The organism is Kitasatospora aureofaciens (assembly GCF_019192735.1).
GTDB lineage: Bacteria > Actinomycetota > Actinomycetes > Streptomycetales > Streptomycetaceae > Kitasatospora > Kitasatospora aureofaciens_A.
Map to the genome: position 1 here is coordinate 1 of NZ_JAHTKP010000061.1, position 15,862 is coordinate 15,862.

A 15,862-nucleotide genomic window follows, 5' to 3' on the forward strand; every position below is an offset into this window, starting at 1 on the left:
CTTGTCGGCGACGTGGGTGTTCCCGCTCCTGGGCGTCCGCCGGGTCGGCGAACGCTCCCGGGCGGAAGGTGGGGGCTCTCCCCGTCGGCCTCGAACCGGGCTCGCCCGGCCGCGACGGCGGTGCAGTCCCAGGACGCGTCCGTGCCGCAGTCGGCCGCGCTCTTCGCCTTGTCGGCGACGTGGGTGTTCCCGCTCCTGGGCGTCCGCCGGGTCGGCGAACGCTCCCGGGCGGAAGGTGGGGGCTCTCCCCGTCGGCCTCGAACCGGGCTCGCCCGGCCGCGACGGCGGTGCAGTTCCACGACGCGTCCGCGCCGCAGTCGGCCGCGCTCTTCGCCTTGTCGGCGACGTGGGTGTTCCCGCTCCTGGGCGTCCGCCCGCGCATCGACTCCGGGTCGGGCGGGCCCGCCCGCAGCCGCTGCTCGTCACCGAACACGGTCCCGAAGTCCCCGCCGGCCGCCGGGCCCACCGCCGCCACCCCCGTGGCCGCGCCCCCGCCACTGCCGCTGCAGCCGGTGGCGAAGACTCCCGGCACCGCCAGGGCGGCCGCAGCCCCTGCCGCCCGGACACCCGATCCGCTGCGCAATGCGCCGCCTGCTTCCGTTCACTGTCGTGCCATCAGATGGTCACGACAGCCCGTCAGCGCGGTGTTCAAGCCGCGATCCCCGGCCCGGCCCCCTCGCGGAGCGTGGAATCCGGCCACCGGTCGCTCGCCGTTGCCGAGACCTTCAGGAAGTCTCGGCATTCCGGGCGTTTGCGCCCGGAAGGCCTGTTCACGGCCCATCTGGCGCGACTACGGTTCACGCTTCATCGCCGACCGCCCGGCGCTCACGCCTGGTCTTGCACCGGCTCCACATGCGTTTTCCGTCTCCGGGCCACTCCCGGCGACGGGCGGACCCAGGCCCGCGTGAGAGGCGTGTTTCACCTGCCGCCGCAGGGGATGAACGCCCGGCCGGCTCGGCTTTCGCCAACCGGGCAGAGGCCGACCTGCCGACAAACGCCGGCAGTTGCCCAAGTTCGTTGAGAGATCAAGCAGCAGAGCTGGAAACCCCCGGCATCGCCAGGGCGGCCGCAGCCCCTGCCGCCCGGACACCCGGTCCGCTGCGCAATGCGCCGCCTGCTTCTGTTCGCTGTCGTGCCATCAGATGGTCACGACAGACCGTCAGCGCGGTGTTCAAGCCGCGATCCCCGGCCCGGCCCCCTCGCGGAGCGTGGAATCCGGCCACCGGTCGCTCGCCGTTGCCGAGATCTTCAGGGAGTCTCGGCATTCCGGGCGTTTCCGCCCGGAAGGTCCGTTCACGGCCCATCTGGCGCGACTACGGTTCACGCCTGGTCTTGCACCGGCTCCACATGCGTTTTCCGTCTCCGGGCCACTCCCGGCGACGGGCGGACCCAGGCCCGCGTGAGAGGCGTGTTTCACCTGCCGCCGCAGGGGATGAACGCCCGGCCGGCTCGGCTTTCGCCAACCGGGCGGAGGCCGACCTGCCGACAAACGCCGGCAGTTGCCCAAGTTCGTTGAGAGATCAAGCAACAGCTGGAAACCCCACCGCCCCGGACCGGGACAGGTACAGCTCGTACGCGCCGCTCTCGCGGACGGCGGCGAAGTTCGCACGGTTGCCCGTCCGGCCGGTATGGCCAACCCCGCAACCGGGCGGCCATCGCATTGGCCGCGCCGCCGCATTGGCCGCACCGGCGCATTGGCCGCGCCGGCGCATGTGCCGCGCCGGCGTGGCGTGGTGTGCGTCGGTGGGGGGAGTCGGTGGGGGCGGCTTTCGCCTCAGCGTGCGAGGATCCGTTGCAGCCAGCGGGTGCGGGTGTCGTGGGCGTCGCGGCTGAGGGCGGCGTGTGGGGCGAGGGTGTCGAAGCCGTGGAAGGCGCCGGGCCACACGTGGAGTTCGGCGTCGCCGCCGGCCTGCCAGATCGCGTCGGCGTAGGCGACGGCCTCGTCGCGGAAGGTCTCGGCGGAGCCGACCTCGATGTAGGCGGGGGGCAGTGCGCTCAGGTCGGTGGCGCGGGCGGGGGCCGCGTAGGGCGGCAGGTCGGCGGCGCCGTGGCGCTCGCCCAGCAGGGCCTGCCACGCGGTGGCGTTGGAGGTCCGGTCCCAGGTGTCGCGGCCGGCCATTTGCCGGCTGGAGAAGGTGGTGCCGCGGTCGTCGAGCATGGGGCTCAGGAGGAGCTGGCCGATCGGGGCCGGCCCGCCGCGGTCGCGGGTCAGCAGGGCGAGGGCTGCGGCGAGTCCGCCGCCGGCGCTCTTGCCCCCGACGATGATCCTGTCCGCGTCCCAGCCCAGCGCGGCCGCGTTGCCGGTGGCCCAGGCGAGGCCGGCCCAGCAGTCCTCCAGGGGTGCGGGGTACGGCGCCTGTGGCGCCAGGCGGTACTCGACGGAGATGACGGCCAGTTGCAGCGGCAGGGCCCATGCGCGCAGCAGCCGCGGCAGGACGGACCACGCGTTGCCCATGATCATTGCGCCGCCGTGCAGGTAGTACAGGAGCGGCAGCGGCCCGGTGGCCCCGGCGGGCCGTGCGCTGACGAGTGTGACCCCGTCCCCGTCCCCGTCCCGGGGTCCGGGCGCGTGCAGTTCCTCCACCTCGAACCGGCCGCCGTCCCGCAGCGTTTCGGCCGTCGGCCTGGGCCGGGCGGTGGCATCCCGCTCCTGCACGGCCGCGAGGTTCTCCGGGGTGACCGGCCCCCGCTCTCCCCTCGCCGCCAGCGCGGCCCGCAGCTGCGGGTCGAACGCCGGCGCGCGCCGGGCCGTCGCGGCAGGGCCGTGCTCCGACGGCCTTTCACTCATCCCCACGGACAGGACCTCCCGTTGCCGAGACCTTCAGGACGTCTCAGCATTCCGGACGTTTGCGCCCGGAAGGCCCGTTCACGGCCCATCTGGCGCGACTACGGTTCACGCTTCATCGCCGACCGCCCGGCGCTCACGCCTGGTCTTGCACCGGCTCCACATGCGTTTTCCGTCTCCGGGCCACTCCCGGCGACGACGGACCCAGGCCTGCGTGAGGGGCGTGTTTCACCTGCCGCCGCAGGGGTCGAACGCCCGGTCGGCTTGGCTTTCGCCAACCGGGCAGAGGCCAACCTACCGACAAACGCCGGCAGTTGCCCAAATTCGTTGAGAGATCAAGTAACAGCTGGAAACCCCCGGCCGGGGATGCCCGGCGCCACCCCGACCGGGACAGCTTCCCAGCCCCGGTCGCGGTGGTGGGTAGCGCCCCGGGACCGGCCGCGCCCGGCCGGGCCCGTCACCCATCCAGGCGTCGGGCGAGAATCGCCTTGTGACCGAAACCGGCGTGGTGCACGTCTTCCTCTCGCGCGGCCGCTTCTCCTCGCAGGAGGACCTCCGCGACTACATCGACCAGAGGTGGTCCGACGACGGGCAGGCCGTGCCGTCGGCTTTCATGGGCGAGGCCGGGATCACCGGGTTCACCCCGATGTGCGTCGAGGCCGTCCACGCCCGCGACCTGGGCCACCTCGCCCCGGTGCCCCCGGCGGTACTGCTGCGGGAGGCCTCCTACGCCGACCGGTGGCTGCCGAACCTCGAATCCACCGAGCCGGCCGACGCCGCGATCTGCGTCTTCGCCCCCAACGTCGTCACCAGCCCGCACGGCACCTCGCTGCGCTATCTCGGCCGGTTCGCCGTCCACGGCTGAGGGTTCCCCCGGGTGGGAGAGCGGCAGGCCCCGGGCGAGGGTGGCGTTCGATCGCCGGCTGTGCGGCAGGGTCGGCTTCTTTGCGCTGAGCAGCGCCCGCCACGACTGGGCGTCGGTCGTTTCGCTGTCCGGCTCGGGGTGGTCCTTGTTGCGCCGCCCGCTGTCCGTCCGTGCGCGGTGATCCGCCCGCCGGCGGGCAGTGAGCAGCGTGCCGGGCACGGCGGCGGGGGTCGAGGCGTTGTTGATCGACTGGGCTTCCTTCCGGGTGTGGTGCGTGATCGGTACGACCACGCCCCGTGGACACCCGGCAGGGAAGTCGGGGGCAGGCGGCCCGCAAGGATGGCGAAGTCGTTGACCCTTGGCTGTTGGAGGTGCAGTTGTGCCCGGACGTTTTCGTCCCTTCCGTGTTCGGTCCCCGGGTGCTCCGGCCGGGCCCGGACGCGACGTTGCCCCGGCACGGGCTCTGTGCGGCTCGTACCGGGGGGATGAGAGCGGGTCGGATGGTCTCGACACCGATCCAGTTCACGTGCCACTGCTGCTTCTGGGCCTCGGCGGGGTCGACCGTCGCCCCGTCGGCCCAGACCGCGATGACCCGGAAACCCTTGGGGCCGGCCTCGTAGATGGAGCTGGTTCCGGTCAAGGAGAGGTGTGCTGCGGCGCCGTCGAGCGAAGAGGTGTAGATCGACGTCTTGGAGAACGCCCAGGCGCTCGTGTCCACGTCGCAGTAGATGGAAACCCCCAACTGGCGGCCGGCGCAACGGCACGTCGCATTTCACTTTCGATGCTGGACGACTCAGGGCCACCATGAGCACAGAACGTGAAATTCCGACTGCGGAGGGTTCTCCCATGACCTGTGCTCAGGTTCCCGAGCTCCACGGCTACGGGGTGCGGTGGGACACCGATGCCCGGTGTTACCGGGTGCGGAACGAGGTCACGGGGGAGTGGCTGCGCTCCTCCTCCGGTGAACTCGCCTCCTTCTCCTCGTTCTGCGACGCCTTCTCGGCGTGGCGGGGGTTCGAGGTGCACCGGCGCCTGGGGGAGTGATGGGGGCGATCCTCAACCGTGCCACCGCCGAGCAGCGGCGTGAAGCGGCCTCCGTGGTCGACGACTTGACGACCGTCCTCGCGTTGGGTGGGGCGAACGTGCGGCCGCCGACCGCATCGCCGTTCCGCCGCAGCACCGCAGCGGCCTCCTCGGCGCGCGCTTCGTCCCCGTCACCCAACTCCCCACCGTCATGGCCCCCGCCCAGGCCGCCCGCGCCGCCGAAGCCCTCACCGACCGGACGGTCCCGTTGCTGCTCCACGGCCAACGCGCTGCCTGGCCCGGTTGCCGGCTTCAGCCGGGGGCGGTCGAACGGTGTGGCTGGACGGCCCGGACACTCCGGTGCCGCCCGGTGCGGGCATCGGCGGGCCTACGCGTCCGGGCCGCCGTCGGTCGTGAGGAGGGCGGCGCTGACGGCGTTGCGGTCGTTGACCCCGGTGAGGTGCAGGAACGCCCACAGGTCGAGCCGGCGGCAGGCGGAGGCCGGGTCGTAGGCGGCGGTGGGGAGTTGGGGGATGCGCTTGCGGCCCGTCGTGTCGAGGCGGTAGGGCTCCTCGAAGGCGGTGTCCCACCCCTTGAGGGCCGGGGCGAAGCGCTCCCGGGCCTCGTTTGCGCCGATGCCCAGGTAGTGCCCGATCTCGGCCCACGAGCTGCCGCGCTCCACCTCGTGGACGACCGCGGAGGCCAGCACCTGCTCGGCGAGTTCGACGAGTTGCCGGGCCTGGCCGGCCCGGCCGCCGGGCCCGGTGTCGGCGTCGTTGCGGGTGCCAACCAGGCCGGCCGCGGCGTCGGCCACGTCGGTGGCGTGGTCGGCGAGCACGAGGCGGGCCAGGGCGTGGCGGGTGTAGGCGGCGCGGTCGTCGTCGTACGGGGTCGTCTGCTCCATGCCCGGCAGGGTTCCACGGGCGCGGGGCCGGCGCGTACCGAATTGTTCGCTGACCTGCGGAAAGGACCTTGGTCCCCTCCCGCCCGGCCCCGCGGCCCCGCACCCTGGACAGGGCCACCCCCGAAGAGCCCGCCGAGCGCGGAAGGAGGGCAGGACCTGTGTCCGACGAATCGATCGCCCACCGGCTGGTGGAGGCGTTCTTCACGCACTGCGACAGCTGCCGCCTGCCCGCCGACCCCCACTGCCACTCGCGCTCGCACTGGCGCCTCTACCTCGACCTGGACGGCGCGACCCTGGAGCGGCTGCGCCGCTGGGCGCTCGCGCCGGACCCGCACCATCCGGTCACCGATGCCGAGCGCGCGATCCTGCTGCGCCGGCTGGAGGCCCGCGCCGCCTGAGCGCACCCGTGGGCGCCCCGGATCAGGCGCAGCGGGGGCGGGTCAGGCGCGGGTGCAGACGTGGGTGGAGGTGCTGCCGGAGGCGGTGGTGTGGACGATGCGCAGGGTGGTGCCGGAGTAGGTGACGGACAGGCGCTGGCCGTCGGCGGCGGGGCCGGCGCCGGGCGGTTGCCAGGGCAGGGTGAGCTGGATGGTGTCGGCGAGGGTGGCGGGGACGTCGAGGGCCTGGGGGCCGTGCTGCTGGGTCAGGTTCGTGGGGCCGTCGGAGATGGTGAGCGCGAGGTGGCCGCCGCGCAGGAGGAAGGTGCCGCGCCAGGCGCCGGCCTTGCCGGCCTGGCCGGACCACTGGATGGTCCAGCCGCCGTTGCCGCCGCCGTCGGCCTGGACGGTGACCGCGCCCTGGGCGCTCTTGTTGCCGGGGAGGGTGGAGGTGAGGGTCCAGTTGCCGCGGACGAAGGCGTCGAAGGCGCGCTCGGCGACGGTGGGCTTCGCGGTGGCGGGAGCGGTGGCGGGAGCGGTCGGGGGAGCGGTTGCGGGAGCGGTTGTGGCAGTGGCGGGGGTGGGGGTGTGGGCCGCGGGGGAGGTGGGCGGTTGGGTTTTGCCGTCCGGGGATGTGCCGCTGCTCGTGCAGGCGGCGGCCGGCGACGCCCCCACGCCGAGCGCGAGGTAGCGCAGGGTGGTGCGGCGGCCTATGACGCGTGCGGCGGACCTGATCTGACCGATGGTCATGTTCTCCCCGAATGTGCCGTGCTGTTGATCGAGTGCGGAAGTCCAGAAGATGCGCCGCCGGCGGTGCGGGCCGGAAACTGGGAGGCATGGAGGCGGTGGTGTGAAGGTCGCGGGGCTGAGCGCCGGGGTGTGGGCCGGGCAGGCGGCGTACCGGGCGTGGACGCTGCCGTGCTACGACCTGGTGGTCTTCGGGGTGAACTGCCCCTTCGCCTGGCGCATCCCGGTGGCGGAGCTTCTCGCGCTGTTCGAGCGCAACCTCGCCGGCGAGCACCTGGACGTCGGGGTGGGGACGGGGTACCTGCTCGACCGGTGCCGCAAGCCCGCCGGGCGGCAGGCGATCACGCTGGCCGATCTGAACCCGCAGGCGCTGCGCTGTGCGGCGCGCCGGCTGGCCCGGTACGAGGTGGTGGCGGTGCGGGCGGACGCGCTGGAGCCGCTGCCGCTGCCGGCGGGGGCGTTCGGGTCGGCGTCGGTGAACTTCCTGCTGCACTGCCTGCCGGGGCCGATGGCGGCCAAGGCGCGGGTGCTGGACCACGTGGCGGCCTGTGTCCGCCCGGGCGGGCGGGTGTTCGGTGCCACGGTGCTGTCGGCGGGGGTGCCGGTGGGGGCGTTCGGGCGGGCGGAGCTGGCGCTGTTCAACGCTGTGGGGGTGTTCCACAACCGCGGGGACGGCCCGGCCGGGCTGCGGGCGGAGCTTGCGGCGCGTTTCCCGGTGCACCGCGTGCAGGTGCGCGGGTGCGTGGCGCTGTTCGAGGCGCAGGTGCCCTGAACGGGCCCGCGCGGGCCCGTTCACCCGGTGGAAGGTCACCCGGCGGAAAGGTCGGCCGGTGGAAAGGTCACCCGGCGGAGGGTCGGCCGGTGGAAGGTCGGCCGGTGGAAGGTCGGCCGGCGGAGGGTCAGCCGGTGGCGGTCAGGCGCCGGTGGATCCTGCGGGCGAGGGTGGTGAGGTCGGTGGTGCCGGCGAGTTCGATGGACGGGATGTCGCAGTGCAGGCGCTGCTCGATGCGGGTGGCGAGTTCGGCGGCCAGCAGGGAGTCCATGCCGAGTTGTTCGAGGGGGCGGTCGGGGGCGATGTGCTCGGGGGTGGTCTGCAGGATGTCGGCGAGCAGGCCGGTGAGCAGGTCCGCGAGGAGGGCCAGGGCCTGTTCGGGGGTGGCGCGGGCGAGGGCGTCGTGGAGGCGGTCGTCGTCGGCGGCGTCGCCGGCGGGGAGCAGGTGGGCGGTGCGGGGGGCGGCCAGGCGGGGCAGGACGCGGTGCAGGCGGGCCCAGTCGAAGCGGCCGAGGGCGAGGACGTCGGCGTCGCCGGCGGTGAGGACCTGGTCGAGGGCGGCCAGGGCGTCGTCGGAGCGCAGCTTGCCCAGGCCCAGGATGGCCAGGCCGCGCCGGCCGCTGCGGTGCACGTACCCGGTGTCGCTGATGGCGCCCCACTGGACGGCCAGGCCCGGCAGGCCGGCGCGGCGGCGTTCGCGCACGAGGGCATCGAGGGCGAGGTTGGCGGCCGTGTAGTGGCTCTGGTGGGCGTTGCCGAGCAGGGCGGCGCCGGAGCTGTAGACGACGAAGAAATCCAGGGGGCGCCGGCGGGTGAGGCGGTCGAGGAGGCGGCCGGCGGTGAGTTTGGGGGCGAGGACGGCCCGGATGCGGTCGTCGGTCAGTTCGGGCAGCGGTGCGTCGTCGAGGACCATCGCGGCGTGGACGACGCCCGCCAGGCGCCGGCCGCGGGCGTCCAGGCGGGCGAGGACCTCGCGCAGGGCGTTCTCGTCGGCGGCGTCGGCGGCGTGGGCGCTGACGTGGACGCCGAGCGCGGTGAGGCCGGCGATCAGGCCGGCGGCCTCGGGCGCGCGGGGGCCGCGGCGGCTGAGGAGGATCAGGTGGCGGGCGCCGCGGGCGGCGAGGTGGCGGGCGGTCGCGGCGCCCAGGCCGCCGAGGCCGCCGGTGATCAGGTACTCGGCGTGCGGGTCGAGGACGGGCGGCGCGGCGGGGGCGGCCAGCGGCGGGGTCTCGTCGTGGGTGATGACGATCTTGCCGATGTGCCGGGAGTGCTGGAGGGCGGTGAAGGCGTCCTGGATGCGGGCGGCCGGGTAGGCCCGGTAGGGCAGCGGGTGGAAGGTGCCGTCGGCGACGGCCCGGCCCAGGGCCCGCACGTGGGCGTCGCCCAGCGGGGAGGGCGGGCGCAGCAGCGCGGCGATGTCGATGCCGTGGAACGTCAGGTTGTCCAGGAAGCGGGCGGAGGGGATGGGGCGGTCGGCGAGGAAGTCGCGTTTGCCGAGTTCGACGAAGCGGCCGAAGGGTTTGAGCAGGGCGAGGCTGCGGTGCATGGCCTCGCCGGCCAGGGAGTTGAGGACGACGTCGACGCCCTCGCCGCCGGTGAGGTCCATGACCTCGTCGGCGAAGTGCAGGGTGCGGGAGTTGAGGACGTGGGCGGCGCCGAGCGCGTGCAGCAGGTCGCGTTTGGCGGGGGTGCCGGCGGTGGCGATGACGCGGGCCCCGACGCGGCGGGCGTACTGCAGGGCGGCCTGCCCCACGCCGCCGGCCCCCGCGTGGACCAGCAGGGTTTCGCCGCGGCGCAGCCGGGCCAGGTGGGCGAGGCTGTGGTGGACGGTCAGGGCGGCGGCGGGCAGGGTGGCGGCCTCGGCCGGGCTCAGATGCGGCGGCAGGGGCAGCAGCCGGTCGGTACGGGCGAGGACGTGCGAGCCGAAGCAGCCGGTGGCCATGCAGACGACGCGCTCGCCCACCGCCGGCCAGGGCGTGCCGGGGCCCGTCGCGACGACCTCGCCGGCGCACTCCACGCCCAACGGCTCGGCGTCCTGGCGGGGGTGCCCCTCGGGGGGCGGCACCAGGGCGGTTGCGGCCATGACGTCGAGGTAGTTCAGGCCGGTGGCGGCGACCTTGACGAGGACCTCGCCGCGCTCGGGGACGGCCGGTGCGGCCGGGCGCCAGCCGAGACGGAAGCGCAGGCCGGGTTCGTGGACGGCGAGGGTGTAGGCGCCGGCCGGGCGGGCGGGCGGTGTCCAGGGGTGCAGCCGCAGGGCGAAGCGGCCCTGGGAGGTGAGGTGGACCTCGTCCTCGTCGGCGGACCGGTCGGCGGACTGGTCGGCGGACTGGTCGGTGGACCGGTCGGTGGACTGGTCGGTGGACCGGTCGGTCGGCTCGTCGAGTTCGGCGGCCAGCAGGGGCAGGGAGCCGGGGGCCAGGGTGATCCGGCGCACGGCCAGGCGGGGCTGCTCGTTGGCGAGGCTGCGGGCGGCGCCCCACAGGGCGGCGTCGGCGGGGGCGGCGGGCAGCCCGCGGTGGTGCGGGTCGGGGCAGACCACCGCGAGGGTGACGGTGCGTTCCTCGGGCAGGTCGGCGCAGGCGGTGGCGAGGGCGCGCAGGACGGCCAGGTGGCGCACCGCGGTGTCGGTCTCCTCGGCGGCCGTCGCCCCGTTGCCGGCCGTCGCGCCGTTGCCGGCGGGGCCGGCGGTGAGCAGGACCACCTGCGAGGTGTGCGCCAGCACCCGGCGCCAGCACTGCGGGTCCTCGGGCTCGGCGACGGTGCGCCCGGGCGGCTCCCCGTCCGGGTGCGGCGGGTGGGCGCCGAGCCGCACGACCACCCGCGCCGGGGGCTGGGGCCGTGTGCCCGGGTCTGCGGCGGTCGCCGACGCGGCGCTCGCCTCCGGTGCCGTCGGTGCCGTCGCGTCCGGGGCCGTCGCCTCCGGTGCCGTCGCGTCCGGTGCCGTCGTTTCCGGGACCGCCGTGCCCGGGCCCTTCGCCGTCAGCGTGACGGAGAAGTCGCTGCGCCCCGGTTCGGTGCTGTCGCCGGTCTGCACGGTGCCGGTGAACCCGCAGGCGGCCAGCAGTGGCGGCCACTGCTCGCGCGCCAACAGTGGTCCGTGGGGCCGTAGTTCGCGGTCGGTGTCGCGCCAGAAGCTGTCCAGCAGGCCGAAGACCGGGGCGACGACGGCGAGGTTGTGCGGTTCGACGACGACCAGGTGGCCGCCCTCGGCGAGCAGGGTGTGCAGGCGGTGCAGGGTGGCGCGCAGGTTGCGGGTGGCGTGCAGGACGTACGAGGCGAGGACGACGTCGTAGGAGCCGGGGGTGAAGCCCTGCCCGGCCGGGTCGGCGTCCAGGTCGAGCGGGCGGTACTCGACGAAGTCGTGGTCGCGGAAGCGTTGTTGGGCGGCGGGGAAGAAGTACGGCGAGACGTCGGTGTAGGTGTAGCGGGTGCGTTCGGGCGCCAGGTCGGGCAGGACGAGGGCGCTCAGGCCGCCGGTGCCGGCGCCCACTTCCAGGACGCGCAGCGGCCTCTCGTGCGGTCGGTCGGCGAGGGCCGTGCGCAGCAGCAGGCGGGCCGTGCGGTTGAAGTGGGCGATCTCCTCGGCGGATTCGTAGTAGCGCGCGGCGAGGGCGTCGGCGTCGGAGAACAGCAGGTCGAGGGCGTCGACGCGGCCGCGCAGGAGGTCGGCGAGGTGGCGGCCGAACACGGCGGACAGGTGCGAGCTCGCGTGGTTGGCGGGGAAGCGGCGCAGGATCTCCCTGAAGCGCCGGTGGGGTTGCGGCTGGTCGGGCAGACGCCAGCGGCCGGGGCCGGCGGGTGCGAGGGCGCCGTGCAGGGCGGCGCCCTCGACCAGTTCGGGCAGCAGCCGCCGGTGGCGGGGGGCCACGCCCGCGGCGTGCAGGTCGTCGAGGGTGAACGCGGCGGCGTCCGGGAGCAGTCGGCGGATCGCGGCGGCGGTGTAGTGGCCGGTGAGGGCGAGGGCCTGCGGCTGGTAGCGGGCGTAGCCGAAGTCGCGGTGCCAGGCCCGCTCGGCCGCGGCGAGGGCGCCTGCGCCGGCGGCCAGGACCTCGGCGGGGGCGGGCAGCGGGCAGGGCGGCGCGGCGCTTCCCGGGCGCGGGGCGGCCCGCAGGACTTCGGCCAGGCGCTGCGGCGCGGGGCGGCGCGCCCCCTCGAAGCGGCGCACCCGAAGGCCCAGGACCTCCAGCAGGACGGTGCCGTCCGGGTCGGTGACGGTCAGGTCCGCGGCCGCGCCGGTGGCGGTGCGCGAGCGCAGGCGCCCGTGGACGAGCCCGGCGGCGGGCAGCGGCTGCCAGCAGCGCACGGCGTCGATGCCCAGCGGCAGGTAGGGCACCGCGTCGTCGGCGTCGATGCCCAGCAGCGGGAGGAGCGTCTGGAACGCGCCGTCCAGGAGGACGGGGTGCGCGGTGTGCCCGGGGGCCGGCCCGTCGGTGGCCGCCCAGGCGGCGAACACCTCGCCCTCGCCGTGGCGCAGCTCGGTGACGGTACGGAAGGCGGGCCCGTACGGCAGGCCGGCGCGCTCGCACCGGGCGTACAGGTCGGCGGGGGCCACCGGGCACGGGGTGCGGGCGCGCAGTGCCGTCGGGTCCAGGGCGGGGGGCTGTTGGCGCAGCAGCTGCCGGACGCGGGCGCGCGCGTATTCGGTCCACTCGGTGCGCCCGCCGGGGCGGGAGGCGATGGTGAGGGCGCCGCCGTCGTCGAGCCGGGTGTGGATCCACACGCTCGCGTCGGGGTCGTCGTGCGGCAGTGTCAGGGCCCGGCCGATCGTGAGGCGTTCCACTTCGACGGGTGCCTCGTGGGCCTGGCGGCCGGCGCACAGCGCCATGTCGACGTACGCGGCGGCGGGCAGGACCACGCTGTCGCCGATCCGGTGGTCGGCGAGCCAGGCCGGCTCCCGGGGGTCGAGTTCCTGCTGCCAGGCCGGCTGCGGTCCGGGCATGGCGGCGCCGAGCAGCGGGTGCCAGTGCCCGGTGCGGGGGTCCTCGGTGTCGGTGGTCTCCACCCACCAGGCGGGGTCGCCGTGCCAGTGCCGCTCGCGCTGCCACGGATAGGCGGGCGCGTCGGCGACGTGGCCGGGGGCGGGGAAGTGTACGGACCAGTCCAACTCGGCGCCGCAGGCCAGCAGATGGGCGAGCGCGCTGTCCGGGGCGGTGGGTGTGGCGGGGTCGGGTGTGGCGGGGGTGTCCGGGGCGGTGGGTGTGGCGGGGTCGGGTGTGGCGGGGGTGTCCGGGGCGGTGGGTGTGGCGGGGGTGTCCGGGGCGGTGGGCGAGTTGGTTGCGGGGGTGTCCGGGGCGGCGGGGGCGGATGCGGCGGCGGGCGTGGTGGGTGAGGTGGGTGCGGGGTGGGCTGGTGGGGTGTCCGGCGTGCCGGGCGTGGGGCGGGAGAGCGTGGGCACGAGGGCGACCGGGTGGGGCAGGGCGGCGGTGAGACGGCGCAGGTAGCCGGCGAGCACCGGGTGCGGGCCGATCTCCACCAGCACGTCGCACCCGTGCGCGCCGGTGGCGGCCGCGACGGCGTCGGCGAACCGCACCGGCTCGCGGACGTTGCGCCACCAGTACCGCGCGTCCAGCCTCCGCCCCTCGACCGCCTCGCCGGTGACCGTCGAGACCATGGTGACGGCGCCGGGGCGGGCCGTGAGGCCGGCCAGTTCGGCGCCGAGCGGGGCCCGGACCGCGTCCATGGCCCGGCTGTGGAACGCGTAGTCGAGCCCGAGGTCGCGGAAGAAGGCGCCCCGCCCGGCGAGGTGCTCGCCCAGGCGCGCCAGCGCCCCGCCCTCGCCCGACACCGTGGTGTCGCGCCCGCTGTTGACCCCGGCCACCACCAGCCGCCCGGCCAGGCCCAGTTCGCCCAGCAGCGCCGCCGTCTCCCCGGCCGCCAGCCCGACGGCCGCCATCCGCCCGGCGCCGGCCGTCGGCGCCTGGGCCCGGCTGCGCGCCGCGACCACCTTGCAGGCCCCCGCCCGGTCCAGCGCCCCGGCGCAGTAGGCGGCGGCGATCTCCCCGACGCTGTGCCCGAGCACCGCCGCGGGCCGCACCCCGCGGGCCGCGAGCGCCGCCACCAGGCCGGCCTGGACGGCGAACAGCAGCGGCTGGGCGATCTCGGTGCGCTCCCAACTCCCCGCCCCGCCGGGCACGGTGAGCTCGGCGAGCACCGACCAGCCCAGCAGCGGCGTGAACTCCCGGTCGCAGGCGGCGACTTCGCCCCGGAACGCCTCGTCGGAGGCGAGCAGGTCGCGGCCCATGCCGGCCCACTGCGAGGCGTTGCCCGCGAAGACGAAGCCCACGCGGCCCCGGGGGACCGCCCGCGCGGCCGCCGCCGCTGCCTCGCCCGTCTCCCCCCGGGCGGCGGCGCGCAGCGCCCGGGCCGCCCGCCTCCCGTCGGGGGCCAGCACGGCCAGGCACCGCTCGTAGCGGGCGCGGCGCCGGGTGGCGGTGTACGCGAGGTCGTGGAACTGCCCGGCGGGCGCCGCCTCCAGCCGTGCGGCCCAGCGCTCGGCCGCCTCGGCGAGCGCGGCCGCCGAGCGGGCCGAGACCACGACGGGCAGCGGCCGGCCGGCGGGCAGCGGCCCGCGCGGCGCGGGCGGGGGAGGGGCGGCCAGCACGACATGCGCGTTCGCGCCGCCGAAGCCGAAGGAGTTCACCCCGACCAGCGGGCCGTCCGCCACTTGGTCGTGCGCAGCCGGGTCGTGCGTCGCCGGGGCGTCTGCCATCGGGTTGTGCGTCGCCGGGTCGTGCGTCGCCGGGGCGTCTGCCGTCGGGTTGTGCGTCGCCGGGTCGTGCGTCGCCGGGGCGTCTGCCATCGGGCTGTGCGTCGCCGGGTCGTGCGTCGCCGGGTCGTGCGTCGCCGAGCCGTCTGCCGTCGGGCCGTCTGCCTGCGGGTCGTGCGCCGTCGGGTCGTTCGCTGCCGGGTTGTCTGTCGTCGGGTCGTCTGCCGCCGGGCTGTGCGCTGCTGGGCCGTCTGCCGTTGGGCCGTGTGCCGGTTCGTTCGTCGCTGGGTGGTCCGTCGTCGGGTCGTGCGTCGCCGGGCCGCCCACCGCGCCACCCCGCACCGGCCCGAGGGGCCGCTGGGTGGTCACCGGGGACAGGCCGAGGGCGGCGAAGTCGATGGCGGCCCGGGCGGGTTCGCCGTGCAGGGTGCGCGGGATCGTCCCCTCGCGCAGCACCAGCACGGCCTTGAGCAGGCCCGCCACCCCGGCCGCCGACTCCAGGTGCCCGAGGTTGGACTTCACCGACCCGACCGGCAGCGCCACCCCGCCGCGCCGCCTTCCCAGCGCCCGCCCCAGCGCCTCGCACTCCACCGGGTCGCCGGTGGGCGTGCCGGTGCCGTGCGCCTCGATGTAGCCCAGCCGCCGCGGGTCGATCCGCGCCCGGGCGTAGACCTCTTCCAGGAGCCGCGCCTGGGAGTCGGCACTGGGCAGGGCCAGACCCGCCGTGCGGCCGTCCACGTTGAGCCCGCTCGCCGCGACCACGGCGTGCACCCGGTCGCCGTCGGCCAGCGCCGCGGCCAGCGGCTTGAGCAGCAGCACCCCCGCGCCCTCGGAGCGCACGTAGCCGTCGGCCGCCTCGGCGAACGGGCGGCACCGGCCGGTCGGGCTCAGCATCGACGCCTGCGAGAAGCCCACGAAGCCGGCCGGGCCCAGCAGCACGTTCACCCCGCCCGCCAGCGCCAGGGCGCTGCTTCCTGCGCGCAGTGCCTCGCAGGCGAGGTGGACGGCGGTCAGCGCCGAGGAGCAGGCGGTGTCCACGGCGTAGGAGGGGCCGTGCAGGTCCAGCGTGTACGACAGGCGGTTGGCGGTGTTGCTCGCGGCGGTGCCGCTGACCGAGTACGGGGTCAGGCTGCGCAGGTGCCGGGCCTGCAGGGCGCCGTAGTCGTGGCCGGACACCCCGACCACCACGGCGGTGTCGCTGCCGGCCAGGCGGTGCCAGTCGATGCCCGCGTCGTCGAACGCCTCGACGGCGCACTCCAGCAGCAGCCGCTGCTGCGGGTCCAGGCGGGAGGCCTCCTTCGGCGAGATCCCGAAGAAGTCGGCGTCGAAGGAGGCGATGTCGTCCAGGAAAGCGCCGGCGCCCACGTACGCCTTCCCGTCGCGCCGGGCGCCGGGCGAGACGAACCGGGCGGCGTCGAACCGGTCGGCGGGCACCTCGCCGACCAGGTCCCGCCCCTGCGCCAGCGCCGACCACAGCCCGTCGAGGGAGCGGATGCCGCCCGGCAGGCGCAGCCCGACGCCGACGACCGCCACCGGTGCGGGGGCGGGCGGGGCGGGCGGGACGGCGCTGTGCACGGGGATGATCCTCCGCTGATGGTCCTCGGGGCCGGCCCGTCGGGCGACGGCCGACTTGGACAATGCCCCCGGGCCCCGGAGGGACACGATCCGCCCGCCTTGTTC

General features: G+C 75.8%; 8 protein-coding genes. 4 read left to right on the forward strand and 4 right to left on the reverse strand.

Features of this window, described 5'->3' with window-relative positions:
- Positions 1 to 1,774 precede the first annotated feature (1,774 nt).
- Positions 1,775 to 2,788, reverse strand: a complete 1,014-nt coding sequence (locus tag KV557_RS34255) for an alpha/beta hydrolase (RefSeq protein WP_218205482.1) — start codon at positions 2,786 to 2,788, stop codon at positions 1,775 to 1,777.
- Positions 2,789 to 3,275: 487 nt separating this feature from the next.
- On the opposite strand from KV557_RS34255, the gene KV557_RS34260 reads away from it, so the two are divergent.
- Positions 3,276 to 3,650 carry an immunity 22 family protein gene (locus KV557_RS34260; protein ID WP_218205483.1) on the forward strand — a complete coding sequence of 125 codons (375 nt, stop codon included), beginning with the start codon at positions 3,276 to 3,278 and terminating at the stop codon, positions 3,648 to 3,650.
- 846 nt (positions 3,651 to 4,496) lie between these two features.
- Positions 4,497 to 4,694 carry a hypothetical protein gene (locus tag KV557_RS34265; RefSeq protein ID WP_218205484.1) on the forward strand — a complete coding sequence of 66 codons (198 nt, stop codon included), beginning with the start codon at positions 4,497 to 4,499 and terminating at the stop codon, positions 4,692 to 4,694.
- Between the two features lie 367 nt (positions 4,695 to 5,061).
- Here the strand turns inward: KV557_RS34265 and KV557_RS34270 are convergent, their stop codons facing one another.
- Positions 5,062 to 5,577 (reverse strand): hypothetical protein, encoded by a 516-nt coding sequence (locus tag KV557_RS34270; protein WP_218205485.1) that lies wholly within the window; start codon positions 5,575 to 5,577, stop codon positions 5,062 to 5,064.
- A gap of 158 nt (positions 5,578 to 5,735) precedes the next feature.
- Here KV557_RS34270 and KV557_RS34275 point away from each other — a divergent pair, with 158 nt between their 5' ends.
- A complete protein-coding gene (locus KV557_RS34275) occupies positions 5,736 to 5,975 on the forward strand; it encodes a hypothetical protein (RefSeq protein ID WP_218205486.1) in 240 nt (79 codons plus the stop codon).
- Positions 5,976 to 6,017: 42 nt separating this feature from the next.
- On the opposite strand, the gene KV557_RS34280 is transcribed toward KV557_RS34275, so the two are convergent.
- Positions 6,018 to 6,704, reverse strand: coding sequence for a hypothetical protein (locus KV557_RS34280; protein ID WP_218205487.1), 687 nt, complete (start codon positions 6,702 to 6,704; stop codon positions 6,018 to 6,020).
- 100 nt (positions 6,705 to 6,804) lie between these two features.
- Between KV557_RS34280 and KV557_RS34285 the strand changes: the two genes are divergently transcribed.
- Entirely contained in the window at positions 6,805 to 7,473 is a 669-nt protein-coding gene (locus tag KV557_RS34285; protein WP_218205488.1) for a class I SAM-dependent methyltransferase, read from the forward strand.
- Positions 7,474 to 7,600: 127 nt separating this feature from the next.
- On the opposite strand, the gene KV557_RS34290 is transcribed toward KV557_RS34285, so the two are convergent.
- Positions 7,601 to 15,757: a type I polyketide synthase gene (locus KV557_RS34290; protein ID WP_218205489.1), complete on the reverse strand. Its 8,157-nt coding sequence runs from the start codon at positions 15,755 to 15,757 to the stop codon at positions 7,601 to 7,603.
- Positions 15,758 to 15,862 lie beyond the last annotated feature (105 nt).